The 23,843-nt window shown below is 65.4% G+C and carries 21 protein-coding genes and 1 pseudogene; 12 read left to right on the top strand and 10 right to left on the bottom strand.

Features of this window, described 5'->3' with window-relative positions; all coding sequences use genetic code 11:
- Position 1: 1 nt before the first annotated feature.
- The 7 genes from AC1D14_RS14220 to AC1D14_RS14190 all read right to left on the bottom strand — a co-directional run bounded on the left by AC1D14_RS14220 (position 2) and on the right by AC1D14_RS14190 (position 6,115).
- The gene (locus tag AC1D14_RS14220; RefSeq protein ID WP_476968668.1) at positions 2 to 1,498 is read right to left on the bottom strand and encodes a CpaF family protein; all 1,497 of its coding nucleotides are present in this window, start codon (positions 1,496 to 1,498) and stop codon (positions 2 to 4) included.
- Positions 1,495 to 2,700, bottom strand: a complete 1,206-nt coding sequence (locus tag AC1D14_RS14215; RefSeq protein ID WP_476968667.1) for a CpaE/TadZ family protein — start codon at positions 2,698 to 2,700, stop codon at positions 1,495 to 1,497. Before AC1D14_RS14215 ends, AC1D14_RS14220 begins: the two co-directional genes overlap by 4 nt.
- Entirely contained in the window at positions 2,697 to 3,464 is a 768-nt protein-coding gene (cpaB, locus tag AC1D14_RS14210) for a Flp pilus assembly protein CpaB (protein WP_476968666.1), read from the bottom strand. Before cpaB ends, AC1D14_RS14215 begins: the two co-directional genes overlap by 4 nt.
- 17 nt (positions 3,465 to 3,481) lie before the next feature.
- Positions 3,482 to 4,447 carry a Tad domain-containing protein gene (locus AC1D14_RS14205; protein ID WP_476968665.1) on the bottom strand — a complete coding sequence of 322 codons (966 nt, stop codon included), beginning with the start codon at positions 4,445 to 4,447 and terminating at the stop codon, positions 3,482 to 3,484.
- 38 nt (positions 4,448 to 4,485) lie between these two features.
- Positions 4,486 to 4,875, bottom strand: coding sequence for a TadE family protein (locus tag AC1D14_RS14200; RefSeq protein ID WP_476968664.1), 390 nt, complete (start codon positions 4,873 to 4,875; stop codon positions 4,486 to 4,488).
- A 95-nt stretch (positions 4,876 to 4,970) separates the two neighbouring features.
- Positions 4,971 to 5,177 carry a Flp family type IVb pilin gene (locus AC1D14_RS14195; protein ID WP_476876048.1) on the bottom strand — a complete coding sequence of 69 codons (207 nt, stop codon included), beginning with the start codon at positions 5,175 to 5,177 and terminating at the stop codon, positions 4,971 to 4,973.
- Positions 5,178 to 5,449: 272 nt separating this feature from the next.
- A complete protein-coding gene (locus tag AC1D14_RS14190; RefSeq protein ID WP_476968663.1) occupies positions 5,450 to 6,115 on the bottom strand; it encodes a prepilin peptidase in 666 nt (221 codons plus the stop codon).
- A 306-nt stretch (positions 6,116 to 6,421) separates the two neighbouring features.
- Here AC1D14_RS14190 and rplM point away from each other — a divergent pair, with 306 nt between their 5' ends.
- The 3 genes from rplM to glmM all read left to right on the top strand — a co-directional run bounded on the left by rplM (position 6,422) and on the right by glmM (position 8,977).
- Positions 6,422 to 6,865: a 50S ribosomal protein L13 gene (gene rplM / locus AC1D14_RS14185; protein WP_015937805.1), complete on the top strand. Its 444-nt coding sequence runs from the start codon at positions 6,422 to 6,424 to the stop codon at positions 6,863 to 6,865.
- A 38-nt stretch (positions 6,866 to 6,903) separates the two neighbouring features.
- On the top strand, positions 6,904 to 7,410 hold the full coding sequence (gene rpsI / locus AC1D14_RS14180; RefSeq protein ID WP_476968662.1) for a 30S ribosomal protein S9: 507 nt from the start codon (positions 6,904 to 6,906) through the stop codon (positions 7,408 to 7,410).
- Between the two features lie 193 nt (positions 7,411 to 7,603).
- On the top strand, positions 7,604 to 8,977 hold the full coding sequence (gene glmM / locus AC1D14_RS14175) for a phosphoglucosamine mutase (protein ID WP_230118143.1): 1,374 nt from the start codon (positions 7,604 to 7,606) through the stop codon (positions 8,975 to 8,977).
- Between the two features lie 94 nt (positions 8,978 to 9,071).
- Here the strand turns inward: glmM and mscL are convergent, their stop codons facing one another.
- Together mscL and AC1D14_RS14165 are read right to left on the bottom strand one after the other, a co-directional pair.
- On the bottom strand, positions 9,072 to 9,467 hold the full coding sequence (mscL, locus tag AC1D14_RS14170; RefSeq protein WP_230118144.1) for a large conductance mechanosensitive channel protein MscL: 396 nt from the start codon (positions 9,465 to 9,467) through the stop codon (positions 9,072 to 9,074).
- Positions 9,468 to 9,552: 85 nt separating this feature from the next.
- Positions 9,553 to 10,119, bottom strand: a complete 567-nt coding sequence (locus AC1D14_RS14165) for a M15 family metallopeptidase (protein ID WP_476968661.1) — start codon at positions 10,117 to 10,119, stop codon at positions 9,553 to 9,555.
- Between AC1D14_RS14165 and AC1D14_RS14160 the strand changes: the two genes are divergently transcribed.
- Positions 10,112 to 10,546, top strand: a complete 435-nt coding sequence (locus AC1D14_RS14160) for a hypothetical protein (protein WP_476968660.1) — start codon at positions 10,112 to 10,114, stop codon at positions 10,544 to 10,546. The two genes, AC1D14_RS14165 and AC1D14_RS14160, sit on opposite strands and share 8 nt — an antisense overlap.
- 10 nt (positions 10,547 to 10,556) lie before the next feature.
- Here AC1D14_RS14160 and coaA read toward each other — a convergent pair whose 3' ends face one another.
- Entirely contained in the window at positions 10,557 to 11,522 is a 966-nt protein-coding gene (gene coaA / locus AC1D14_RS14155) for a type I pantothenate kinase (protein WP_230118145.1), read from the bottom strand.
- Between the two features lie 180 nt (positions 11,523 to 11,702).
- On the opposite strand from coaA, the gene glmS reads away from it, so the two are divergent.
- From glmS to AC1D14_RS14115, 8 genes and pseudogenes are all read left to right on the top strand, one after another.
- Entirely contained in the window at positions 11,703 to 13,595 is a 1,893-nt protein-coding gene (glmS, locus tag AC1D14_RS14150) for a glutamine--fructose-6-phosphate transaminase (isomerizing) (RefSeq protein ID WP_476968659.1), read from the top strand.
- Positions 13,596 to 13,599: 4 nt separating this feature from the next.
- Positions 13,600 to 13,947, top strand: coding sequence for a holo-ACP synthase (locus tag AC1D14_RS14145; protein ID WP_018776647.1), 348 nt, complete (start codon positions 13,600 to 13,602; stop codon positions 13,945 to 13,947).
- Between the two features lie 20 nt (positions 13,948 to 13,967).
- Positions 13,968 to 15,539: an NAD(P)H-hydrate epimerase gene (locus tag AC1D14_RS14140; protein WP_476968658.1), complete on the top strand. Its 1,572-nt coding sequence runs from the start codon at positions 13,968 to 13,970 to the stop codon at positions 15,537 to 15,539.
- 72 nt (positions 15,540 to 15,611) lie between these two features.
- Positions 15,612 to 18,014, top strand: coding sequence for a glycogen debranching protein GlgX (gene glgX / locus AC1D14_RS14135; RefSeq protein ID WP_230118148.1), 2,403 nt, complete (start codon positions 15,612 to 15,614; stop codon positions 18,012 to 18,014).
- Complete coding sequence (gene treY / locus AC1D14_RS14130) at positions 18,011 to 20,344, top strand: malto-oligosyltrehalose synthase (protein ID WP_230118149.1); 2,334 nt, start codon at positions 18,011 to 18,013, stop codon at positions 20,342 to 20,344. The genes glgX and treY overlap by 4 nt, the downstream gene beginning before the upstream one ends.
- Positions 20,341 to 22,149, top strand: a complete 1,809-nt coding sequence (treZ, locus tag AC1D14_RS14125; protein ID WP_476968657.1) for a malto-oligosyltrehalose trehalohydrolase — start codon at positions 20,341 to 20,343, stop codon at positions 22,147 to 22,149. The genes treY and treZ overlap by 4 nt, the downstream gene beginning before the upstream one ends.
- Before the next feature lie 103 nt (positions 22,150 to 22,252).
- Positions 22,253 to 23,293, top strand: a complete 1,041-nt coding sequence (gene mgrA, locus AC1D14_RS14120; protein ID WP_230118151.1) for an L-glyceraldehyde 3-phosphate reductase — start codon at positions 22,253 to 22,255, stop codon at positions 23,291 to 23,293.
- Positions 23,294 to 23,459: 166 nt separating this feature from the next.
- Positions 23,460 to 23,843, top strand: a pseudogene (locus tag AC1D14_RS14115) (inositol-3-phosphate synthase); the annotation flags it as partial.

Below are 23,843 nucleotides of genomic sequence, written 5' to 3'. Positions count from 1 at the left end.
GTTACCGACCCCTTGGCTGCAGCGCGCCGGACAAGGCCGGCGACGTACCGAACACAGCCGGCGATACCTCTATGCCAAGTTCCGCGAAACGGTCCGTGAACCGGGGACGCACGCCCGTCGGGACGGGCTTTCCCAGGAACCGTCCGTTGGCGTCGACGCCAGCCGCGTAGTCGAAGACGAAGGCGTCCTGGAGCGTAACGACGTCCCCCTCCATGCCCTGGACCTCAGTGATGTGGGTGACCCGCCGGGAGCCATCGCGCAGCCTCGAAATGTGAACGATCAGGTTGACCGCCGAGGCAACCTGCTCGCGCACAGCCCTCAGCGGGATATCCATACCTGCCATAAGGACAAGAGTCTCGAGCCTCGCGATGGCGTCCCGGGGAGAGTTCGCGTGGACGGTGGAGATGGAGCCGTCATGGCCGGTGTTCATGGCCTGCAGCATGTCGAGGCATTCGCCGCCACGCACTTCACCCACCACTATGCGGTCCGGGCGCATGCGCAGTGAGTTCCGAACCAGGTCCCGAATGGAGACCTCGCCCCTGCCCTCGATGTTCTGCGGACGGCTCTCGAGGCGTACCACGTGGTCCTGCTGCAGCTGCAGCTCGACGGCGTCCTCGATCGTCACGATCCTGTCATCAACGGGAATGAAGGAGGAGAGCACGTTGAGCAGGGTGGTCTTGCCCGTTCCGGTGCCGCCCGAGACGATGATGTTCATCCGGGCGAGCACGCAGGCCTGCAGGAGTTCAGCCATCTCCGGGGAGAGGCTTCCAAGGGAAACGAGGTTCTGAACCGTCAGCGGATCCCGGCCGAACTTGCGGATGGTGAGTGCAGGCCCGTTGACGGCGAGCGGCGGGATGATGGCGTTGACGCGCGAGCCGTCAGCGAGCCGGGCGTCAACCAACGGCGAGGACTCGTCAATGCGCCTTCCCACCTTGGAAACGATGCGTTCGATCACCCTGCGCAGCGCGTCATCCGAACTGAATTTTGTGTCGGTGACGAAGAGGCGGCCCTGTCGTTCAACGTAGACCTGGTCGAAACGGTTCACCATGATCTCCGTGATGGACGGATCATCCAGGAACCGCTGGATTGGCCCGTGGCCCAGAACGTCGGCGATGATCTCCCGGATGAGCCGCTGCCGCTCGGCCGTTGATAGCGGCACCTGCTCCTCGTCCACCACGATCTTCAGTTCGTCCCGTACGAACTGGTGCAGGTCGTCATCTGCCAGCGATGAGTCGGTGAGCCGTGAGCCCAGTCGTTCAAAAAGGGCCTGCATGGCTCTTTCCTTCAGAGCATTCAGTGCTTCGCTGGCGACCGAAACGGGCGGCGGGAGCTCCAGCGCCGCCTCCGCACTGGCCGCTGCCTCGGCGGTCTGGGCCTCATGCTTCCGCCCGAGAGTGGCTGGCGTCTTCGGCTGGAAAACGTCGCCTGGCGGTTTGGTGGTGTCTGGCTCAGCCTTGGCCTCGCCACGGAGGAGCTGGAACCGGTCTGAGAGGCTCACTGTACTACCGCCCTTCTGTGCAGCTTCTTATGAGGTCGTTCTTCCCAATTCGGCTTGAAGCGCTCCACCAGTTGGCGGAGGCCTTTCGCGGCAGGGTCGCGGCTGCCGTCCTGCAGCACGGGAACGCCTTTGTTCGTCGAATAGGGCATGGACTTAGAGCGGGGAAGTGCCACGTCCACCGGGGCGCCGATGGTGGCCTCGATGTCCTGAAGTGTGAGGCCGGCCCGCCGATCGGCCATGTTGAGCACCACGTGGCGCTGCTCGGGCACCAGATTGAGTTCGGTCAGGATCTTGAAGCCCGTCCGGAGGCCGCGGATGCTCGGGATGTCCATGCCGCAGATCCAGACGGCGTCGGTCGCCTGTTCCAGGGTCGCGAGCACGTGCTCACCCAAGCCCGGAGCCGTATCCACCACCACGTAGTGAAACTCCTCTCGCAGCTGGATGAGAAGCCTGGTGACGTGTTCGCCGGTGATCCTGTCCATCTCCACAGGGTTCCGCGGTGCGCAAAGGGCGTAGATGCCGGCCGGATGAACGGTGAGGTAGGTCTTAAGGACCATGGAATCCTGGCTGGCGGCCCCCACCACGGCATCCGTAATGGTGTGTTCCGGGTCCAGCATCAGGCCGCTGGCCACGTCACCGAACTGGAGGTCCAGGTCCACGATCACCACCGTCATCGGTGCGGACTTGCCAAGCCCGACGGCGAGATTGGTCGCCACCGTGGTCTTGCCGACCCCGCCTTTGGGCGACATGACGGCAATGATCCTGCCGCCGGCACCGTGATCGGCGTGCTCGGACGTACCGGGACCCAAACCCCGACGGCGGCCCGCGGCGGCAAGTGCAGCACGCTCCAGCATGACGCGGATTGAGTCCGGATCCGCGGCCGGGTCGAGGAGGTCCCTTACCCCGGATCGCATGGCCTGCAGGACCACCTCCTTCGTTTCCGGCTCTACCAGGACCACGCTGATCTCCGGATACTGGAGGTCCATGACTGACGCCAGCTTCAGCGACCCGTCGACTGGCAACCCGGGGCCGAGTATCAGCACTTCGGGCGGTTCGCCGGCGAGCTGGCGGAGGAAATCATGGGGGCTCTCCGGCAGGTAGTCCGCCTGGAAGACATGGAGTGACCCGTGCATCCCGGCCACTGCCAGCTGCATTCGTCTTTCGAAGTCGGTGTTGGGGGTGATGAGGACGAAGCGGCTCATCGGAACAACCTGGCCCTGTTCACGACGCCCGACGTGCCCTCGACCGCACCTGCCGGTTCTTTGGAGAGGTAGACCGTGCCGAACTCTGTGGCGTAAATGATCCGTTCGGCGTCTGCCGCGTTGCGGGCCACGGTGATCAGGTAGGTGTCGTCGGACGTCGTCTTCTTTTTGGATGTAAGTGAACCCTTGGTCGCGTCATCTTCGGCGGCTGGGTCCTGGGATTTGGCTGCGCTGCCGTTGCTGAACTGGGCCGCGGTGACGAGGACCTTGTGAAAGGTCAGCTGGGTCTCGCTGGAGGCGGACGTGGCGCCATCGACTGAGAGGAAGATGCCGACAGAGTCGCCGGCGGCCMGGGTGCCGCCGACCACGCGTTCGATGGGGAGCTTGAGCGTGATTTCCTGAAGCCCCWGCGGTACGGCCACTCTGGAGGGGCCGATCAGGGAAGCGGCGTCGACCATGCGTGTGGACAGCAGCTGCTCTCCTGGCATGAGCGCCACGCCCGTGACCTTCTGCCCGACATCGGACAGGTCCGTGACGGCACCGGCGGCGACGGCCGACTTCGGAACGTCCTTCTTGACCACGTCGCCGGCCATCTTATCGATGCCTGTACCGGCAGAAATGGCTTTCTCGACGACGTAAACGGATTCTGTTTCGGTGTTGGCAAGGGCACGTTTGTCTGCATTTTGAACGTAGGTTACCAGCAAAACAGTTCCAATAATGGCCACAAGTAAAGCGGCAATGCCTCCCAATAGACGAATTTTCATTGTGTCCCCTAGCTAGATTAGTTAATAAGGCGAATGGCAACAGTGCCTAAATCGTCTCCGGTACCTGAATTGCCGCCGAATGAATCGATGGACTCAAATTTCTTGAACTTGCCGATAATGCCCCGGCAGGGATCCACGCAGGCGGTAGCCGGAGTGGGAGAACTGTTGAAAGTCCTGGGGCCCGAAGAACCGCCGCCAAACTTCCAGCCGACCATTTGAAATGTTGCGTAACCCCGGATATTAAACCAGCCATTACCTTTGTCCTTGCCATCATTGTCGAACACGGGGAACACCCCGAGGACGTCGTCGCCGGCCTGGATGGAGTTGATCCAACCCTGGAGGACGGAGTCGCAGTTTTGGCCCGGTTTGTTCGGATAATCAGCGCCGGGGTCATAGACCGCGTTATCCTCCGTGTCCGTCGTCGCCTTGCACTCGCCGCCGTTCTGGCTCAGCCAGCCGAAGCCGCCAGGAATCGCGTGACCTGACGTCGAGGTGCAGCCCGCCATGCCGGGCTTGTAACGGATCTGCTGGAGCGCGCCTGTCTCCACCGCGTCGGTGAGATCGTATTGACACTCGGAGAACGCGAGCGGAAAGCCTGCGCCGGAACCCGGCACTTCGATACTCGCCGTTGCATGCGCACCGACGCTTGCTCCAGGTGCGCTCAGGGCGCTGGCAAACAGCTTGTTGAGGACGCTGCTGCCGCCGTTCTGGGTGGTGGTCCGGACCGTCACCTGGTTCGGGACCGACAGTTCGACTTCGGAGACGTTCGACTGGCCGTCATTGGAGTTGCCGTTGGCCAGTGCAGAAGCGATGGCTTCGGCCTCGGCCTGGTTGCAGCCCGCCTTGTGGCAGGCCTGGGCAACGGCTATTGCGCTGGCATCAGCCCCGTTCTGAAGTTGCGCCCGTTCGGCGAAGATCTGCCCTACGTCGACGGCCAGGGCGCCGGCGCCGATGAGGACAAGCATCATGACGGCCACCAGCACGCCAGCCGCGCCGCGCTCGCTGTCCCTTCGGATTGTCTTCAGCCGCCGCATCTCATGGCTCCTACTCCCGTTAGGGTGACTGTGCTGCCGAAAATGCCGGTAAGCGTCGAAGCTGGGTACGTGATGGTCACCGTCATCGTGTCTCCGTCACTGCAGGCAGCCGGGGCAAAGGCATATGCGAAGCTCCCGGCGTTAAGCCCGGGCGCGCCTCCGGCAGCGGCCACCGCGGCTGCTGCCTGATCATCCGAGATGGCCATTTCCCTGGCAGCCTCCCGGGCTGCCTGCGTGACAGAAATTTGGAGGTTGTAGGCGTAGGAAAACTCGACGATGCCGGCCACCAGGGCCAGTAATATCGGCGCGACGAGGGCGAACTCAACGGCCACCGCCCCGCGGTCCCGCCAGATGGTTCTGGATCTGCTGCGTTTCACTGGAACTCCCGCGAATAGTTACAGCTGGAGGTGGTAGGGTGCGCCGCGTTCGGCTGGGGCGAACGCGACGCACCGATGGGTTCACATTGCGACCGCTAGTTCGCCCAGCCTGTAACGGTGGTGCCGAGGTCGGTGAACCACGTATTGAGTGCGCCGCCGAAAGCCGTAACTCCGCCGATGACAGCGAATGCGATAAAAGCAATGAGCAGCGAATACTCGGTTGCGGTGGCGCCCTTTTCTGATGACAGTCGGTCCTTGACTCCCGAAACGAAAGCAAGCACCGAGACCATGAGTGTAGTCATTGTGATTTCCTTAAATTCGATGGAATAATTCACCGAATTCCAGCGTCCCCCATATGCCGCGAAGGGCTGGTTCTTCGATAGCTAAAGAATTCCACCGGGGCAGAAATGCAACAATGCGTAGCCATACCCGACTTTTGAGGGGGGACACTTAGTGGCCCCCTCAAATAGGTACTCACATAGAAAATTCCAAGGTCCGGTAATCACTTGGATTCATAAGCCAGGCTTGGCTTTGTTCTCGGAAAACTACTAAGAGGGGCACTGTCCGAAATGCGTCAGGAGGCGAACAGGACCATCCCCAGGGCGGCCGCCAGCATGGAGGGCCCAAAGGCCACGTCGGATGATTTTTCGGTGCGCTTAAGCGAAATCAAGACGACGGAGAAAATCCCGCCCAGCACGAAGCCCAGGGCTCCGCCGTAGAACAGCTGGCTCCAGCCCAAGTAGCCCAGGTAGAGGCCCACCGGAGCAGCAAGCTTCACGTCGCCCATTCCTATGCCGTTGGGCGAGATAATCGCCAGAATCAGGAAGCCTACGAACAGGATGGCGGCGCCGGCGGCCGCACGAAGCAGCTCGGCCCAGCCTGAAGTGGCCGTGCTGCTGAGAGTGAGCAGTGCCAGGCCGGCAAAGAGCAGGGACAAAACCAGGGGATTGGGCAGTAGATGGTGGGCCAGATCAATCCGGGCCAGTTGCACGGCGAGTACACCGAGCGCCAGGAAGGCGGGTAGTGACCAGTCCACACCGAACCGCAGCGCGAAGGCGGCGCAGAGAACGCCGGTGAGCGCCGCCGTCGTAATTCTTGTCCTTATGCCCGGGAGCCCACCAAGGCGGGGGAGCAGGCGCGCGATCAGCAGCTCAGCCAGTATGCAAAGGAGAATTCCAAGCAGGCCGGCGGCAAGCGCAAACAGCGGACTGGCGCTGGCGGTTACACCCACAATGGACACAGAGACTCCCTGGCTGGAACGGATCGGCGCAGACCAAGGCGCGTTGCACCCTGAGACCGGATACCCCATTTTGACCCTGACGCCCGGTTCACGCTATTCTTAGTAGCCGTTGTGCGTGTCCTTTTCCGATGATGCGTGCCCGCTGAGAATCCGGTTGCAGGATAACTACTCCTCGGGCATATTCGGGACTTCTGGACCACTGGATTCATAGAGCCCTCACCTCTGTTCCGGTAGCGCATAGATAGTAGGTGCACCTTAGAGTGACGCCTAAAACAAGAACGCCAGAACAAGAACGAGGCAAACACCGTGCGTACGTACACCCCGAAGCCCGGCGATATCAACCGCCAGTGGCACGTCATTGACGCCACCGACGTTGTCCTTGGTCGTCTCGCCAGCCAGACCGCAATCCTGCTGCGCGGCAAGCACAAGGCCACCTTTGCGTCCCACATGGACATGGGCGATTTCGTCATCATCATCAACGCTGAAAAGGTAGCCCTCACCGGCGCCAAGCTGGAGCAGAAGCGCGCATACCGCCACTCCGGCTACCCGGGCGGCCTGACCTCCGTCAACTACGCGGAGCTGCTGGAATCCAACCCGGTCCGGGCCGTGGAGAAGGCCATCAAGGGCATGCTCCCGAAGAACTCCCTCGCTGCACAGCAGCTGGGCAAGCTGAAGGTGTACCGCGGTGCTGAGCACCCGCACGCCGCCCAGCAGCCCAAGACTTTCGAAATCACCCAGGTCGCCCAGTAGTCCTGGCCACCAACCAACTTATCTATACAAGGAGAACCGTGGCTCAGAACGAAGAGACCACCGAAGCCGTTGTGGCAGAGGAAAACCCGACCAGCTACACCTCGGAAAGCGGTCCTGCAGAAGCAGAAGCGCCGAAGAAGGAACGCCCGGCACTGACCGTCGCCGGCGCAGCAGTTGGCCGTCGCAAGGAAGCCGTCGCACGCGTTCGCATCGTGCCCGGCACCGGCAAGTGGGTCATCAACGGCCGCGAACTGGCCAACTACTTCCCGAACAAGCTGCACCAGCAGGACGTCAACGAACCCTTCAAGATCCTCGATCTTGACGGCGCCTACGACGTCATTGCCCGCATCCACGGTGGCGGCATTTCCGGCCAGGCCGGCGCCCTGCGCCTCGGCATCGCCCGTTCACTGAACGAGATCGACACCGAGAACAACCGCGCCACCCTGAAGAAGGCCGGTTACCTGCGCCGTGACGCCCGCGTCATCGAACGTAAGAAGGCCGGTCTCAAGAAGGCCCGCAAGGCTCAGCAGTACTCGAAGCGTTAATTCGCTTCCGAAGCGCTGCCGCTTCACAGAAGCCCGTCCCGCCGTTCGGCGGGACGGGCTTCTGCCGTTAAGCCTTTGTGACCTGGCGGGATGCCCCCTTGAGCAGGCCAAACGTCCCCGGACGCCAGGCGGTCCCCTTGCCGGGGGCCGCCCGAGGCAGGGGCGGGGACCTGCATCGTCTAAACTTGACCCGATGTCTACATTATTTGGAACAGACGGTGTCCGTGGCCTGGCGAACGGCCTGCTGACTGCCGAGCTCGCACTGCAGCTGGCCCAGGCCGCCGCCGTCGTGCTTGGCCATGAACGCACCAGCGAGGGTGCGCGGCCGCGCGCCGTGGTGGCAAGGGACCCCCGCGCCAGCGGTGAGTTCATCGCCGCGGCCGTGGAGGCAGGGCTTTCCAGCTCCGGAATCGACGTCTATGACGCCGGCGTGCTTCCCACCCCCGCGGCCGCCTACCTAGTGGCGGACCTTAACGCGGACTTCGGCGTGATGATTTCCGCCTCGCACAACCCAGCGCCTGACAACGGGATCAAGTTCTTCGCCCGCGGCGGCCAGAAACTCCCCGACGAGGTGGAGGACGCCATCGAGGAACAGATGGGCAAGGAGCCCGTCCGGCCTGTCGGCGGTGAAGTGGGCCGCATCCAGCGCTTCTCCGACGCCGAGGACCGCTACATCGTCCACCTGCTGGGCACCCTCCCGCACAACCTTGACGGACTGAAGGTGGTCTTGGACTGCGCCCACGGAGCCGCCAGCGGCTGTTCCCCGCAGGTCTTTAAGGATGCCGGAGCCGAGGTTGTGGTCATCGGAGCCGAGCCGGACGGCCTGAACATCAATGAGGGCGTGGGCTCCACGCACCTGGGACCGCTCAAGGCCGCGGTGGTGGCGCACGGAGCAGACCTCGGCATCGCCCATGACGGCGACGCCGACCGCTGCCTCGCCGTGGACCACGAGGGCAACGAGGTGGACGGTGACCAGATCATGGCCATCATCGCCATCGCGCTCAAGGACGCCGGCAAGCTTACGGACAATGTCCTGGTTGCCACCGTGATGAGCAACCTCGGACTGAAGATCGCCCTGCGCAATGCCGGCATCGAGGTCCGCGAGACCGGGGTGGGTGACCGTTACGTCCTTGAGGAAATGCGCGACGGCGGTTTCAACCTCGGCGGCGAACAGTCCGGCCACGTGATCCTCGCCGACTACGCCACCACCGGCGACGGCGTCCTGACCGGCCTGCAGCTCGCAGCGCAGGTGGCCCTCACCGGCCGCCCGCTGAAAGAGCTCGCCACCGTCATGACCAAGCTCCCGCAGGTCCTCATCAACGTGAAGGGCGTGGACCGCAGCCGGGTCAGCGGCGACGAAGCCCTCGCAGCGGCCGTCAAGCTGGCCGAAGCCGAGCTCGGCGACACCGGCCGTGTGCTGCTCCGCCCTTCCGGCACCGAACCCGTGGTCCGCGTCATGGTGGAAGCCGGCACCCAGGAGACCGCCCAGGTCATCGCCGAGCGACTGGCCCAGGTGGTCAAGCGCGAGCTGGCGCTGGATCCCGTCCCGACTGAGCTCGTCCGCTAGGGCAGCTCCCGCAGCACCGAGAATTAAGAAAGCGGTCCGCCTCCCTCTCGGAAGGCGGACCGCTTTTGTCTCATTGGATTGCTCGCCGGGGCGATTACCGGGTGGGCTGTTTGCGCAGCTCGTCCCGGATTTCCTTCAGCAGAGCGATCTGGGGATCCTCGGCTGCTTCCTTCTTCACTTCCTGTCCAATGCCCAGCTTGCGGTTCCGGTGCTCGATCAGCCGGTTCATCGGCAGGATGATGACGAAGTAGATCGCGGCCGAAACCAGCAGGAAGTTGACCACAGCGGTAAGCAGGACGCCGATCCGTACGTCGCCGAAGGCCAGGAAATCATCAAAGTTGGGCTGTCCGACGAGCAGCGAGATCAGGGGCATCATGACACTCTTGACCAGCGCGTCCACCACTGAGCTGAACGCTGCGCCGATGACCACGGCCACGGCCAGGTCAATGACATTGCCTTTGAGAATGAATTTTTTGAATCCGGTAAGCATGGGTCCAAGCTATCGCACCGGTCCTCGCCGGCGGGCAGCGGTTACGCGCGCCAAGGGCAGCGGTTACAGGTAAGCAGGGCAGCGGTTACGGGTAACCGGGCGCCGCTTCGAGCCCGAAATACTCCTCGAGGGTGGCGATTCCGCGCTTCCGCATGTCGCTGGCCGCCTCGACGCCGACATATCTCAGGTGCCACGACTCGTAGTAATACCCCGTAATCGGATGCAGCATCCACGGGTACCGCACCACGAAGCCGAACCGGTACGCGTTGGCCTTGGCCCACACAGCGGCCGGCTGCTCGGCGAAGCAGGGCTGGAAACTGCACGCGCCGCCGCCGTCGCCGATGTCGAACGCCCAGCCTGTCTGGTGCTCGGAATGCCCGGGCCGCGCCGAGGCGGTGTCGGCAGCGGCCTGCCCCCGCGCGCTGACGTAGCCGTTGTAGGTGGCTGTCTGCGTGGCGTAGGACCGGTAGCCGCTGGCCAGCGTCATGGTCACGCCGTCCGCCGCCGCTGCCGCGAACATCTTTTCCGCGGCGGCCGCCGTGGTGCGGTTCAGCAGCGCTGCCTCGCCGGAAACGGCAAGGGCAACGCCCGGCTGGACAAGATCCCGCGGAACAAAGTTGGCCGGCTTCAGCGGGCGCCGCTTGTTGACCACAACCCAGGGGCTGGTTGGGTTGGTCAGTGAGTACTGCTTGGGCAGCCGGGAGGCGGCCGACGGCGGCGCTGGTGCTGCCGTCGGGGCGGCGGCTGCCGACGGCGGTGCTGCCGCGGACGCCGCGGCAGAACCGGAGGGAGGCGCGGTGGCAGAGGGCGACGCGGTGGCGGAAGCCCGCGCCGACGCGCTGCCGGCAGATGCGCCGGGTGACCCGGACGCCGACGGGGGTGCCGGCGTCGTACTTCCCGTGGCGGAAGGTGCCGCGGCAGGACCTGCGGGTGTGCAGGCCGCCAGCGCGGACAGGCTGGCGCCGGCGAGGAGGAATCGGGTGACTATACGGCGGCCGGGCGCAGCCGCTTTAGGGGCCGCGGCTTCCTGTGCTGACGCTGTCTGTGCCGCCCGGTCCGCGGCGGGGGAGCAGTCGTAGCACACCTGTGCTAGACCTTCCTTAGCAGCATGCGGCGGATGGAGTGGTCGGCTTCCTTGGTGAGCACCAGCTGGGCCCGTCCCCTCGTGGGCAGCACATTCTCTTCAAGGTTCGGCTCGTTGATCCGCTTCCAGATTTCGCGGGCCGTGGTCTCGGCCTCGGAATCGGAGAGGGTGGCGTAGCGGTGGAAGTATGACTCTGGCTGGGCGAACGCGGTGGAGCGCAGCTTCCGGAACCGGTCCACATACCATTCCTCGATGTAGGAGGTCTTGGCATCCACGTAGATGGAGAAGTCAAAGAAGTCGCTCAGTGCCAGTCCCTGCCGGCCGTCATGCCGGGGACGCGCGGGCGCCAGGACGTTCAGGCCTTCAACGATGAGGACGTCCGGGCGGCGGACCACCACTTCCTTGCCGGGCACGATGTCGTAGGTGACGTGTGAGTACCAGGGCGCCCGGACTTCCTCCGCGCCGCCCTTGATCTCACTCACGAAACGCAGCAGCGCCCTGCGGTCGTAGGACTCCGGGAAGCCCTTGCGCTCGAGCAGCTGGCGGCGCTTGAGTTCGGCGAGCGGGTACAGGAACCCGTCGGTGGTGATCAGCTCAACGTTGGGGGTGCCCGGCCAGCGCCGCAGCATTTCCCGGAGCACACGGGCGATGGTGGACTTGCCCACGGCCACCGAACCGGCGACACCAATGACGAACGGGGTGCGCTGGGTCTGCTCACCCAGGAACGTCGTGGTGGCCGCGTGCAGCTGGCCTGCCGCCTCCACATACAGGTGCAGCAGCCGGGACAGCGGCAGGTAGACCTCCCGGACCTCCTTCATGTCCAGGGGGTCACCGAGCCCACGAAGGCGCAGCACATCCTCTTCGTTAAGGGGCTGTTCCATCTGGGCTGCGAGCCGGGACCAGGTCTGCCGGTCCAGCTCCACGAACGGCGAGACACCCTCCCCGTTCGCTTCATTGCGTTGCGAAGTCACCCTAGAGATTCTGCCCTCCGCGACGCCGAGAGCGAAATGCGTGCGGACGTAAACTGCCTGATGACGGGCCGGTTGGGGCCTCACGCGTGCTTTGCCGGCGGCCGTTTGGCGGCCTTCCGGCATGCTGCGGCGGAGGTTGTCCGACGTCCGGTCTCCCCAAAGCCGGTTAGGCTTATACCCATGTGTGGAATCGTGGGTTATGTAGGGCGTACGTCGGGCCGGGCTGATGCCGGGCACACGGCGCTGGATGTTGTTCTTGAGGGTCTGCGCCGCCTGGAGTACCGGGGCTATGACTCGGCGGGTGTCGCCGTGGTTGCCGGCGGGGAGATTTTCTCGCGGAAGAAGTCCGGGAAGCTGAGCAATCTGCTCGCTGAACTGGAGGCGCGGCCTCTGCCGGAGTCGATGACCGGTATCGGCCACACGCGCTGGGCCACGCACGGCGGGCCTACGGATCAGAACGCGCACCCGCACCTGTCTGATGGCGGGAAGCTGGCGCTGATCCACAACGGCATCATTGAAAACTTCGCCGAGCTCAAGCTTGAGCTCGTGGCCAAGGGTGTGGAGTTCGCTTCCGAGACCGACACCGAGGTGGCCGCGGCGCTGCTGGGCGACATCTTCCGCAACAAGCTCGGCGGCGACGTCTCCGACGGCGGCCTGACCAAGGCCATGGAGCTGGCCTGCCAGCGCCTTGATGGTGCGTTCACGCTGCTGGCGGTGCACGCGGACCAGCCCGATGTGGTGGTCGCGGCCCGCCGCAACTCACCGCTCGTGGTTGGCCTGGGCGAGGGCGAGAACTTCCTGGGCTCGGACGTGTCCGGGTTCATCGACTACACCCGCCGCGCGGTGGAGCTCGGCCAGGACCAGATCGTGACGATCACCGCGGATTCCGTGGTGATCACCGACTTCTTCGGCGCCCCCGCGGAGGGCAAGGAATACCACGTGGACTGGGACCCGGAATCGGCGGAAAAGGGCGGCTTCCCGTCCTTCATGGAGAAGGAAATCCATGACCAGCCCGACGCCGTGGCCCAGACCCTGCTGGGACGGTCGGACATTCACGGGAAGCTGACGCTGGATGAGCTGCGGATCGACCCGGCGCTGCTCAAGAGCGTGGACAAGATCATCGTCCTGGCCTGCGGCACGTCCGCGTACGCCGGGCAGGTCGCGAAGTACGCGATCGAGCACTGGTGCCGGATCCCCACTGAGGTGGAGCTCTCCCATGAGTTCCGCTACCGCGACCCGATCGTGGACGCGAACACCCTGATCGTGTCGATCTCCCAGTCCGGGGAGACCATGGACACGCTGATGGCGGTCCGGTACGCGAAGGAACAGGGCGCGAAGACCCTGTCGATCTGCAACACCAACGGTTCCACGATCCCGCGTGAGTCCGACGCCGTGCTGTACACGCACGCCGGTCCGGAGATCGCGGTGGCGTCCACGAAGGCGTTCCTGGCCCAGATCACAGCCGCCTACCTGCTGGGCCTGTATTTGGCACAGCTGCGCGGGAACAAGTTCCAGGGCGAGATCAAGGACATCTTGGCGGACCTGGGCAAGATCCCGGCCAAGATCCAGCGGATCCTGGACAACGAGGGCCAGATCAAGGAACTCGGGCGGTCCATGGCGGATGCGAAGTCCGTGCTGTTCCTGGGCCGGCACGTCGGGTTCCCCGTGGCCATGGAAGGCGCGCTCAAGCTCAAGGAGCTCGCCTACATCCACGCCGAGGGTTTCGCCGCCGGTGAGCTCAAGCACGGCCCGATCGCGCTGATCGAGGAAGGCCAGCCGGTGTTCGTGGTGGTCCCGTCCCCGCGCGGGCGCGACTCGCTGCACTCCAAGGTGGTCTCGAACATCCAGGAAGTCCGGGCCCGCGGCGCGAAGACCATCGTCATCGCCGAGGAAGGCGATGAGGCTGTGAAGGCTTACGCGGAGCACGTCTTCTACATCCCGGAGACCCCCACCCTCCTGGCGCCCCTGCTGGCCACCGTGCCGCTGCAGATCTTCGCCCTCGAACTCGCCACGGCCAAGGGATACGACGTGGACCAGCCACGCAACCTGGCCAAGAGCGTCACCGTAGAGTAAGCCCATGATTGTTGGCATCGGCGTAGACGTCGTGGACATTGAGCGCTTCGGCCGTCAGCTGGAGCGAACCCCCGGGCTGCGCGACCGGCTGTTCGTTCCGGCCGAGCGCGAGCTGAACACCCGCTCCCTGGCTGCGAGGTTTGCCGCCAAGGAAGCCGTGGCCAAGGTCCTTGGGGCCCCGGCCGGCATGAACTGGCAGGACTGCTGGATCGGGCTGGACCAGAACGGCCCAACGATCCAGGTCAAGGGCACAGTGCTGGCCGTGGCGGAGGCCAAGGGCGTCAAGCGCTGGCACCTGTCCATGAGCCACGACGGCGGCATCGCCACCGCCACCGTCCTGGCCGAGGGCTGATACCGAACGGATCGGACTGAATGATCAGCGCCTATACCGGAACCCAGATACGAGAGGCTGAAAAGCCTTTACTGGATTCAGGTATGGGCGCTGTTCTCATGCAGCGGGCAGCCCACGGCCTTGCCAATGCGGTCATTGGCGAGCTTCGCTCCGGGGGCCGTCGGCTCTACGGTTCCAGCGTTGTGGTGTTGGCCGGCAAGGGGAACAACGGCGGCGACGGCCTGTTCGCGGCCGCGCGCCTTGCCGGACGGGGCATGCGGACGACGGCGGTCCTCGCCTCGGGCAGCGCCCATCCCGAAGCGCTGGCGGCCTTTGAGCGGGCCGGTGGCCGGGTCCGGCACCTGACCGACGCCAACCTCGGCGAGCTGGCAGCGGAAACCGGCAGGGCCGACGTCGTGATTGACGCCCTGCTGGGAACCGGCGCGCAGGGCGGGCTCCGCGGAGCCTCCGCCGGGCTCGTATCCCTGCTTGCCGCCGGTCCGCACGGCCTGGTGGTGGCCTGCGACGTGCCGAGCGGCGTGAACTCCGATACCGGGGAAGCGGCGGAACCGGTGCTCCCGGCCGATCTCACCGTCACGTTCGGCGGCGCCAAGGCCGGCCTGCTGGCGGACCCGGGCGCCGACTTTGCCGGGACTGTCCGTGTGATTCCGATCGGGATCGAGGAAGGGCTTCCCTGGCCGGCGCTGCGGCGCCTGGAAGCTTCCGATCTGGCCGCGCTCCTGCCCAAACCCGGTCGCCGCTCACACAAGTATTCCCGGGGCGTCCTCGGGGTGGTTGCCGGGTCCCCGGCGTATCCGGGCGCCGCCGTGCTCGCCTGCCGCGGGGCCCTCGCTGCCGGGGCCGGCATGGTGCGGTATGTCGGCCCGCCCGACGTTGCCGACCTCATCCGGCACACCTGCCCCGAGGTGGTGTGCAGCTCCGGGACCGTGGCCGAAACCCACGTCCAGGCGTGGCTCGTGGGTTCAGGCATGGACGGCTCGGATGACGAGCAGATGCAGCGGGTCCGTGACGCCGCGGATTCAGGCCTGCCTACCGTGGCGGACGCCGGCGCGCTGCCGGCACTGCCTGATGTCCTCGCGCCGCAGGTGGTGCTCACCCCGCACGCCGGCGAGCTGGCAACGCTGCTGACGCGCCTCGGAGCCGGCCTGGACCGCGCCGCCGTGGAGGCCTCGACGCTCGCAGCGGCCCGCCAGGCTGCAGGTCTCACCGAGGCCACCGTGCTGCTCAAAGGCGCCACGACGCTGGTGGCATCGCCGTACCAGGACTTCTACAGCCAGGCCGACGGTACGCCGTGGCTGGCAACGGCCGGCAGCGGCGACGTGCTGGCCGGGGTTATCGGTGCGCTGCTCGCCCAGGTGGGGTCCGACGTCGGCCGTTTCAGGGAACTTGGCATCGACCCGGACGAGCGGTGGGCGGCGATCGCCGCCATGGGGGCCAGCCTGCACGGCCGCGCCGGAAACGCCGCATCGGACGGCGCGCCACTGACCGCGGGACGTATTGCCGACGCCCTACCCGAAATCTGGGATAAAGTAAGCACGCTTAGTAATCAGCCGGCCGGTAATCGTAATAGTCACACCTACCGGCTACGGTAAGACCTAGTTCCCGGCGGTGACGCACGACATACCGGCCGGACACAAGTGTTGGACAACGTAATAGGAGCACGAATGGAAATCTGGCCCGGAACGGCGTACCCCCTTGGCGCCACCTTCGACGGAACCGGAACCAACTTCGCATTGTTCAGCGAAAGGGCAGAGAAAGTCGAGCTGTGCCTCTTCGAGGAGGACGGCACTGAAACCCGCGTAGAGGTCGGGGAAGTGGACGGGTATGTGTGGCACTGCTACCTGCCCCAGGTCCAGCCCGGCCAGAAGTACGGCTTCCGCGTCCACGGCCCTTATGACCCGGACTCAGGCAACCGCTTCAACCCGAACAAGCTCCTCCTGGACCCGTACGCCAAGGCAGTGCACGGCCAGATCGATTGGGATCCCGCCCTGTTCTCGTACAACATGGGCGACCCCGACTCCCGCAATGACAAGGACTCGGCGCCCCACATGATGATGGGCGTGGTCATCAACCCGTTCTTCGACTGGGACGGCGACCACCTCCCGCGGATCCCGTACCACCAGTCCGTGATCTACGAAGCCCACGTCAAGGGCCTCACGCAGCTCCACCCCGAGATCCCCGAGGAGCAGCGCGGCACCTACGCCGGCGTGGCCCACCCCTCGGTCATCTCCCACCTGCAGAAGCTCGGCATCACCGCCATCGAGCTCATGCCGGTGCACCAGTTCGTCAACGACGGCATCCTTGAGGACAAGGGGCTGAACAACTACTGGGGCTACAACACCATCGGGTTCTTCGCCCCGCACAACAGCTACAGCTCCACCGGCGACACCGGCCAGCAGGTTCAGGACTTCAAGGCCATGGTCCGCTCGCTCCACCGCGCCGGCATCGAAGTCATCCTCGACGTGGTGTACAACCACACGGCAGAGGGCAACCACCTCGGGCCCACGCTGTCCTTCAAGGGCATCGACAACGCCGCTTATTACCGTCTGATGGACGGCGATGAAAAGCACTACATGGACTACACCGGCACCGGCAACTCGCTGAACGTCCGCCAGCCGCACTCCCTGCAGCTGCTCATGGACTCCCTGCGTTACTGGGTGACCGAGATGCACGTGGACGGGTTCCGCTTCGACCTCGCGTCCACGCTGGCCCGCGAGTTCTACGACGTCGACAAGCTGTCCACCTTCTTCGAACTCATCCAGCAGGACCCCGTTGTCTCGCAGGTGAAGCTCATCGCGGAACCGTGGGACGTTGGCCCCGGCGGCTACCAGGTGGGCAACTTCCCGCCGCAGTGGACGGAATGGAACGGAAAGTACCGCGACACCGTCCGTGACTTCTGGCGCGGCGAGCCAGCCACCTTGGGCGAATTCGCCTCGCGCATCACCGGATCCGCAGACCTCTACGAGCACTCCGGCCGCCGCCCGGTTGCGTCCATCAACTTCGTCACCGCCCACGACGGCTTCACCCTCGCGGACCTGGTCTCCTACAACGAGAAGCACAACGACGCCAACGGCGAAGGCAACAACGACGGCGAATCGCACAACCGGTCCTGGAACTGCGGAGCCGAAGGGCCCACGGAGGACGCGAAGGTGCTGGGACTGCGCGCCCGGCAGCAGCGGAACTTCATCGCCTCGCTGCTGCTCTCGCAGGGCGTGCCCATGCTCCTGCACGGCGACGAACTGGGCCGCACCCAGCGCGGAAACAACAACGGCTACTGCCAGGACTCCGAACTGACCTGGATCAACTGGGACAACGTGGACCAGCCGCTGATCGAGTTCACGGCCGCCGTAAACTCGCTGAGGGCCAAGCACCCCACGTTCAGGCGCAGCCGGTTCTTCGATGGCCGGCCCGTCCGGCGCGGTGAAGGCGAACGTCTGCCGGACATCGAATGGCTGGACCCGGACGGCAACACCATGCAGCCGGAGGACTGGGACAGCGGGTTCGGCCGGTCCGTAGGCGTATTCCTCAACGGTGACGGCATCCAGGGCAAGGACAACCGCGGGCGCCGCATCACGGATGTCAACTTCGTGCTGTACTTCAACGCGCACGATGGCGACGTCGTGTTCAAGCTCCCGTCGGATGAATACGCCCCGGCCTGGGACGTCATCATCGACACCGCCGGCGCGGGTGCCGATTCCGAACCCGTGCAGGCTGGCGGCAAGCTCAACGTCGCAGCGAAATCGCTCGTGGTGCTGCGTGCCCACAGTGCGCCGGAGGAGGAACCGGACCACTCGGTGGCCGCCTCCCTTGCGGCGCTGACGCAGACGGCGACGACCGAGACTGCGGCGCTCACGGCACCTACCTTTCCGGAGCCGAAGAAGACGAAGAAAGCCTGGGCCGAGCCGGAAGAGACTCCTGTTGAGGAGCCGGAAGAGACCCCTGTTGAGGAGACTCCTGAACAGAAGCCGGCAGATCCTGAACAGAAGCCGGCGGAGGCTCCTGTACAGAAGCCGGCAACCAAGCGGAGCCGCAAGCCGGCGGGCAAGCAGGGCGGGACGCGCTCATGAGGACGCCCGTCTCCACCTACCGGCTGCAGATCCGGGAGGGGTTCACGCTGTTTGATGCCGCCGAAACGGTGCCTTACCTGAAGTCGCTCGGCGTGGACTGGGTCTACCTGTCGCCCATCCTGAAGGCGGAGAGCGGTTCCGACCACGGCTATGACGTCACGGATCCCTCCGTGGTGGATCCGGAGCGCGGCGGCCCGGAGGGGCTAGCGGCGGTTTCGAAGGCAGCCCGCGCTGCGGGAATGGGTGTACTGATCGACATCGTGCCCAACCATGTGGGCGTGGCCTCGCCGGTGCAGAACCCCTGGTGGTGGTCGCTGCTCAAGGAGGGCCGCGGGTCCCGCTATGCCGAGGCGTTCGACGTCGACTGGGACCTGGCCGGGGGCCGAATCCGTATCCCCGTCTTGGGCAGCGATGACGATCTGGACCAGCTCGAGATCAAGGACGGCGAGCTGCGGTACTACGACCACCGCTTCCCGCTGGCCGAGGGCAGCTATGCCGAGGGCGACTCGCCGAGGGACGTCCATGGCCGGCAGCACTACGAACTCATCGGCTGGCGCCGTGCAGACAATGAGCTGAACTACCGTCGGTTTTTCGCGGTAAACACGCTGGCCGGCATTCGCGTCGAGGTGCCGTCCGTCTTTGACGAGGCACATGAAGAAGTGGTGCGCTGGTTCAATGAGGGTCTTGCGGACGGACTGCGGATCGACCACCCGGACGGCCTCGCCGATCCGGAGGGATACCTCGAACGGCTCCGCGGAGCCACCGGGGGAGCGTACCTGCTCATCGAAAAGATCCTGGAGCCGGGAGAGCAGCTGCCTGCCGGTTTCGAGTGCGAAGGCACCACCGGCTACGACGCCCTCGCCGACGTCGACCGGATCTTCGTCGATCCGCAGGGACGCGAAGCGCTGGACCGGCTCGACGCACAGCTCCGCGGCGGCGAAGCTGCGGATTACCAGGCCATGATCCGCGGCACCAAGCGGCGGATCACCGACGGCATCCTCCACTCGGAGATCCTGCGGCTCGCCAGGCTGGTGCCTGGCGACGCCGGAATCCCGCAGGAGGCGGCAGCGGATGCCATCGCGGAAATCATCGCCGCCTTCCCGGTTTACCGCACGTACCTGCCCGAGGGTGCGGAAGTCCTGAAGGAAGCCTGCGAACTGGCAGCCCGGTGGCGCCCGGAGCTGGACCAGGCCATTGAGGTTCTGCATCCGCTGCTGCTGGAAACCGACCTGGAGCTCTCGCGCCGCTTCCAGCAGACCTCCGGAATGGTGATGGCCAAGGGCGTGGAGGACACCGCGTTCTTCCGGTACAACCGCTTGGGAACCCTCACGGAGGTGGGCGCCGACCCCACCGAGTTCGCGCTCGAACCGGAGGAGTTCCATGCCCGGATGGCCCGCCGCCAGGCGGAGCTTCCGCTGTCCATGACCACGCTCAGCACCCACGACACCAAACGGAGCGAGGACACCCGGGCCCGGATCTCGGTCATCTCCGAGGTGGCGCCTGAATGGGAAAAGGCACTCGACAGGCTGAGCGCCCTGGCGCCGCTGCCTGACGGGCCGCTCTCCGTCCTGCTCTGGCAGGCCGTCGCCGGCGCGTGGCCCGCCGACCGGGAACGCCTCCAGTCGTACGCCCTCAAGGCCGCACGCGAAGCCGGGAACTCGACCAACTGGACTGATCCCGATCCGGCGTTCGAGAAGAAACTGGCGGCCGCCGTAGACTCCGCCTTCGACAACCCGGAGGTCCGCACGGAACTGGAAGCCCTCGTGGCGCTGCTGGAACCGCACGGGGCATCGAACTCACTCTCGGCAAAGCTCGTGCAGCTGACCATGCCGGGGGTACCCGACGTGTATCAGGGAACCGAGTTCTGGGACCGTTCACTGACGGACCCCGATAACCGCCGCCCGTTCAGTTTCGAGGACCGCAAGCAGGCCCTGGAACAGCTGGATGCCGGATCCCGTCCGGAATCATTCCTCGACGAGCGGGCCAAGCTGCTGGTGACGTCCCGTGCCCTGCGGCTGCGCCGCGAACGGCCGGAGCTCTTCGCCGGTTACCGTCCGTTGCAGGCCAGCGGTCCAGCTACCTCCCACCTGCTGGCGTTCGGCCGCGGAGCCGGCGGGGCTGCAGGCCCGGGAGCACTCACCCTGGCAACCCGGCTTCCCTACGGACTGGAACAGTCGGGCGGCTGGCGGGACACCGCCGTCGAACTTGAAACGGCTATGAAGGACGAACTGACCGGTACCAGCTACGGACCGGGCCCGGCGGCGCTTTCGGAGGTCTTCCGGACCTACCCGGTGGCATTGCTGGTTCCCGAGACAGGAGCAAAGCCATGACACAGACCAACGTTGCAGCACAGCCCCACCAAGCCGCCAAACCCGTGCGGGGAGCAGAAAGGTTCGACGTCTGGGCGCCGGAGGCGGGCGCCGTCACGCTGCTGGCCGGAGGGGAGCGCTACCCGATGAGCCGCCGGCCCGGCAACGCGCCGGCGGACCAGGGCTGGTGGACGGCCCCGGACGCACCGACCGGCGCCGACGTGGACTACGGGTACCTGCTCGACGGCGACGAAACGCCGCTGCCCGACCCCCGGACCCGCCGCCAGCCCGACGGCGTCCACGCCCTTTCCCGCACTTTCGACCCCAGTGCCCACAGCTGGCAGGAAGCCGCGTGGCAGGGCCGGGAGCTCCAGGGTGCCGTGATCTACGAACTGCACCTGGGAACGTTCACGCCGGAAGGGACGCTCGACGCCGCCGCCGGGAATCTGGACTACCTCGCCGGGCTGGGCATCGACTTTGTGGAACTGCTGCCGGTGAATGCCTTCAATGGCACCCACAACTGGGGTTACGACGGCGTGCAGTGGTTCGCCGTCCACGAGGGCTACGGTGGACCGGCCGCCTACCAGCGGTTCGTGGACGCCGCCCACGCCGCGGGCATCGGCGTCATCCAGGACGTGGTCTACAACCACCTCGGCCCGAGCGGGAACTACCTGCCCAGATTCGGGCCGTACCTCAAGCACGGCGAGGGCAACACATGGGGTGACTCGGTCAATCTTGACGGTCCGGGATCGGACCACGTGCGCAAGTACATCCTGGACAACCTCACCATGTGGCTGCGCGACTACCGGGTGGATGGCCTCCGCCTGGACGCCGTGCACGCCCTCAAGGATGAGCGGGCCGTCCACATCCTGGWGGACTTCGGTGCACTGGCCGACGAACTGTCGGCCGAGGCCGGGCGTCCGCTGACCCTCATCGCCGAATCCGACCTCAACAACCCGCGCCTGCTGTACCCCCGGGACGCCAACGGCTACGGGCTGGCCGGCCAGTGGAGCGATGACTTCCACCACGCCGTCCACGTCAACGTCAGCGGGGAAACCACCGGCTACTACAGCGACTTCGATTCGCTCGGGGCGCTGGCCAAGGTGCTGCAGGACGGGTTCTTCCACGACGGCAGCTACTCCAGCTTCCGGGAACGCCACCACGGCAGGCCCATCGACTTCAGCGCCGTCCTTCCGTCCGCACTGGTGGTTTGCTCACAGAACCATGACCAGATCGGCAACAGGGCCACCGGCGACCGGCTGTCCCAGACACTCCCGTACGGCAGCCTTGCCCTGGCCGCGGTGCTGACCCTGACCGGGCCGTTCACGCCCATGCTGTTCATGGGCGAGGAGTACGGGGCAACCACGCCCTGGCAGTTCTTCACCTCCCATCCGGAGCCGGAGCTTGGCAAAGCCACGGCCGAGGGCCGGATCAAGGAGTTCGAGCGCATGGGGTGGGACCCCGCCGTCGTGCCCGATCCGCAGGATCCGGAAACCTTCACCCGCTCCAAACTGAACTGGGCGGAAGCGTCAGACGGGGAGCACGCCAGGCTGCTAGAGCTGTACCGCTCCCTGATTGCGGTGCGGCGCTCGAGTCCGGATCTCACCAAGTTGGGCTTCGAAGACACAGCAGTGGAGTTCGACGACGACGCCCGCTGGCTGCGGTACCGGCGCGGAGCGGTTCAGGTCCTGCTGAACTTCGGCGATCAGGCCGTCACCCTGGACCGGCCGGGAGCGAGCGTACTGCTGGCCACCGATGATGCCGTCCGCGTCGACGGGGGCAAGGTGGAGCTGCCGGCGCTGAGCGCCGTCGTCCTTAGCGACTGACACAGGCGGCCTTATCGTGCGCCGCGGGCTGATTCTGTCAGCCCGCGGCGTAACAACGGACTTGCGGGCTGTAGCCTGCGTCACAACTGGCAGGATGGATCGTATGACTTATTTGGCAGCGGACAACCGCTACGAAACCATGCCGTACCGCCGCGTCGGACGCAGCGGCCTGAAGCTTCCCGCCGTCTCGCTGGGGCTCTGGCACAACTTCGGTGACGACAAGCGCTTTGACGAGCAGCGCGCCATCCTGCGCCGTGCCTTCGACCTCGGCGTGAACCACTTCGACCTCGCCAACAACTACGGCCCGCCGGACGGATCGGCGGAAACCAACTTCGGCAGGCACCTGCAGGACGACTTCAAGCCCTACCGCGACGAGCTGGTCATCTCCACCAAGGCCGGCTACTACATGTGGCCCGGCCCCTACGGTGAGTGGGGCTCACGCAAGTACCTGCTCTCCAGCCTGGACCAGTCGCTCCAGCGCATGGGCCTGGACTATGTGGACATTTTCTACAGCCACCGCCCGGATCCCGAGACGCCGATGGAGGAAACCATGGGCGCCCTGGACCACGCCGTGCGCTCCGGCAAGGCCCTCTACGCGGGCATCTCCTCCTACACCCCGGAACAGACGCTGGAGGCCGCGCGCATCCTCAAAGAACTCGGCACTCCGCTGCTCATCCACCAGCCCAGCTACTCCATGCTGAACCGGTGGACCGAGGACGGCAGCCCCAACCTGTACGAGGCACTTGAGCAGGTGGGCGCCGGCTCCATCGCCTTCTCGCCGCTCGCCCAGGGCATGCTGACCGACCGCTACCTCCACGGCATACCGGCGGATTCCCGTGCGGCCAAGGACCGGTTCCTGTCCGAATCGGCCATTACCGAGGACAAGCTGGACCGGGTCCGCGGGCTGAACCGGATTGCTTCGGGCCGCGGCCAGACCCTGGCCCAGATGGCCATCGCCTGGATTCTCCGCGACCAGCAGAGGGGCACGCCGGTCACCTCGGCACTGGTCGGAGCGTCCAGCGTCAAACAGCTTGAAGACAGCCTCTCGGCGATCAGCAACCTGGAGTTCAGCTCGGAGGAGCTCACCGCGATCGACGAGTTCGCCGTCGAGTCTGACATCAATCTCTGGGCGCAGAAGGTGTGACGCTCACGCAAATGTAATGAACTGCCCGGGGCCGGCGGGAACAAAGCCGGCCCCGGCGCAGTTGGTTAGACTGTTAGGGCGCCGCGTGGCGCTGTGTCCGTCAGCCGCCGTCGTACAACAGGGTACCGACGCGCAGGGCACTGAAGTTTGTTCTCAAAGGAGTTCCGTGTCTTCAAATCCGATTCGTGTTGCCATTGTCGGCGTGGGTAACTGCGCTGCTTCCCTGGTGCAGGGTGTCCACTACTACCGGGATGCCGACCCCCAGGCAACGATCCCGGGTCTGATGCATGTTGAGTTCGGCAAGTACCACGTCAACGACGTCCAGTTCGTAGCCGCCTTCGATGTTGACGGCAAGAAGGTCGGCGTTGACCTGGCCGATGCCATCCTGGCCAGCGAGAACAACACCATCAAGATCGCCGACGTTCCGCCGACCGGGGTGACCGTGCAGCGCGGCCACACCCTGGACGGGCTCGGCAAGTACTACCTCGAGACCATCGAGCAGTCCCCGGCCGAGCCGGTCGACGTGGTCCAGGCCGACGTGGTCCAGGCC

This window comes from Arthrobacter sp. P1_B11 (genome assembly GCF_056406715.1).
This window is presented reverse-complemented; position numbering and strand designations above follow the sequence as displayed.

Coding starts and splice junctions, on each gene's coding strand:
- AC1D14_RS14215 (WP_476968667.1), bottom strand. CDS start 2,700: ATGAGCCGCTTCGTCCTCATCACCCCCAACACCGACTTCGAAAGACGA.
- AC1D14_RS14195 (WP_476876048.1), bottom strand. CDS start 5,177: ATGACTACACTCATGGTCTCGGTGCTTGCTTTCGTTTCGGGAGTCAAG.
- glmM (WP_230118143.1), top strand. CDS start 7,604: ATGTCTACATTATTTGGAACAGACGGTGTCCGTGGCCTGGCGAACGGC.
- mscL (WP_230118144.1), bottom strand. CDS start 9,467: ATGCTTACCGGATTCAAAAAATTCATTCTCAAAGGCAATGTCATTGAC.
- glmS (WP_476968659.1), top strand. CDS start 11,703: ATGTGTGGAATCGTGGGTTATGTAGGGCGTACGTCGGGCCGGGCTGAT.
- AC1D14_RS14145 (WP_018776647.1), top strand. CDS start 13,600: ATGATTGTTGGCATCGGCGTAGACGTCGTGGACATTGAGCGCTTCGGC.
- AC1D14_RS14140 (WP_476968658.1), top strand. CDS start 13,968: ATGATCAGCGCCTATACCGGAACCCAGATACGAGAGGCTGAAAAGCCT.
- glgX (WP_230118148.1), top strand. CDS start 15,612: ATGGAAATCTGGCCCGGAACGGCGTACCCCCTTGGCGCCACCTTCGAC.
- treY (WP_230118149.1), top strand. CDS start 18,011: ATGAGGACGCCCGTCTCCACCTACCGGCTGCAGATCCGGGAGGGGTTC.
- mgrA (WP_230118151.1), top strand. CDS start 22,253: ATGACTTATTTGGCAGCGGACAACCGCTACGAAACCATGCCGTACCGC.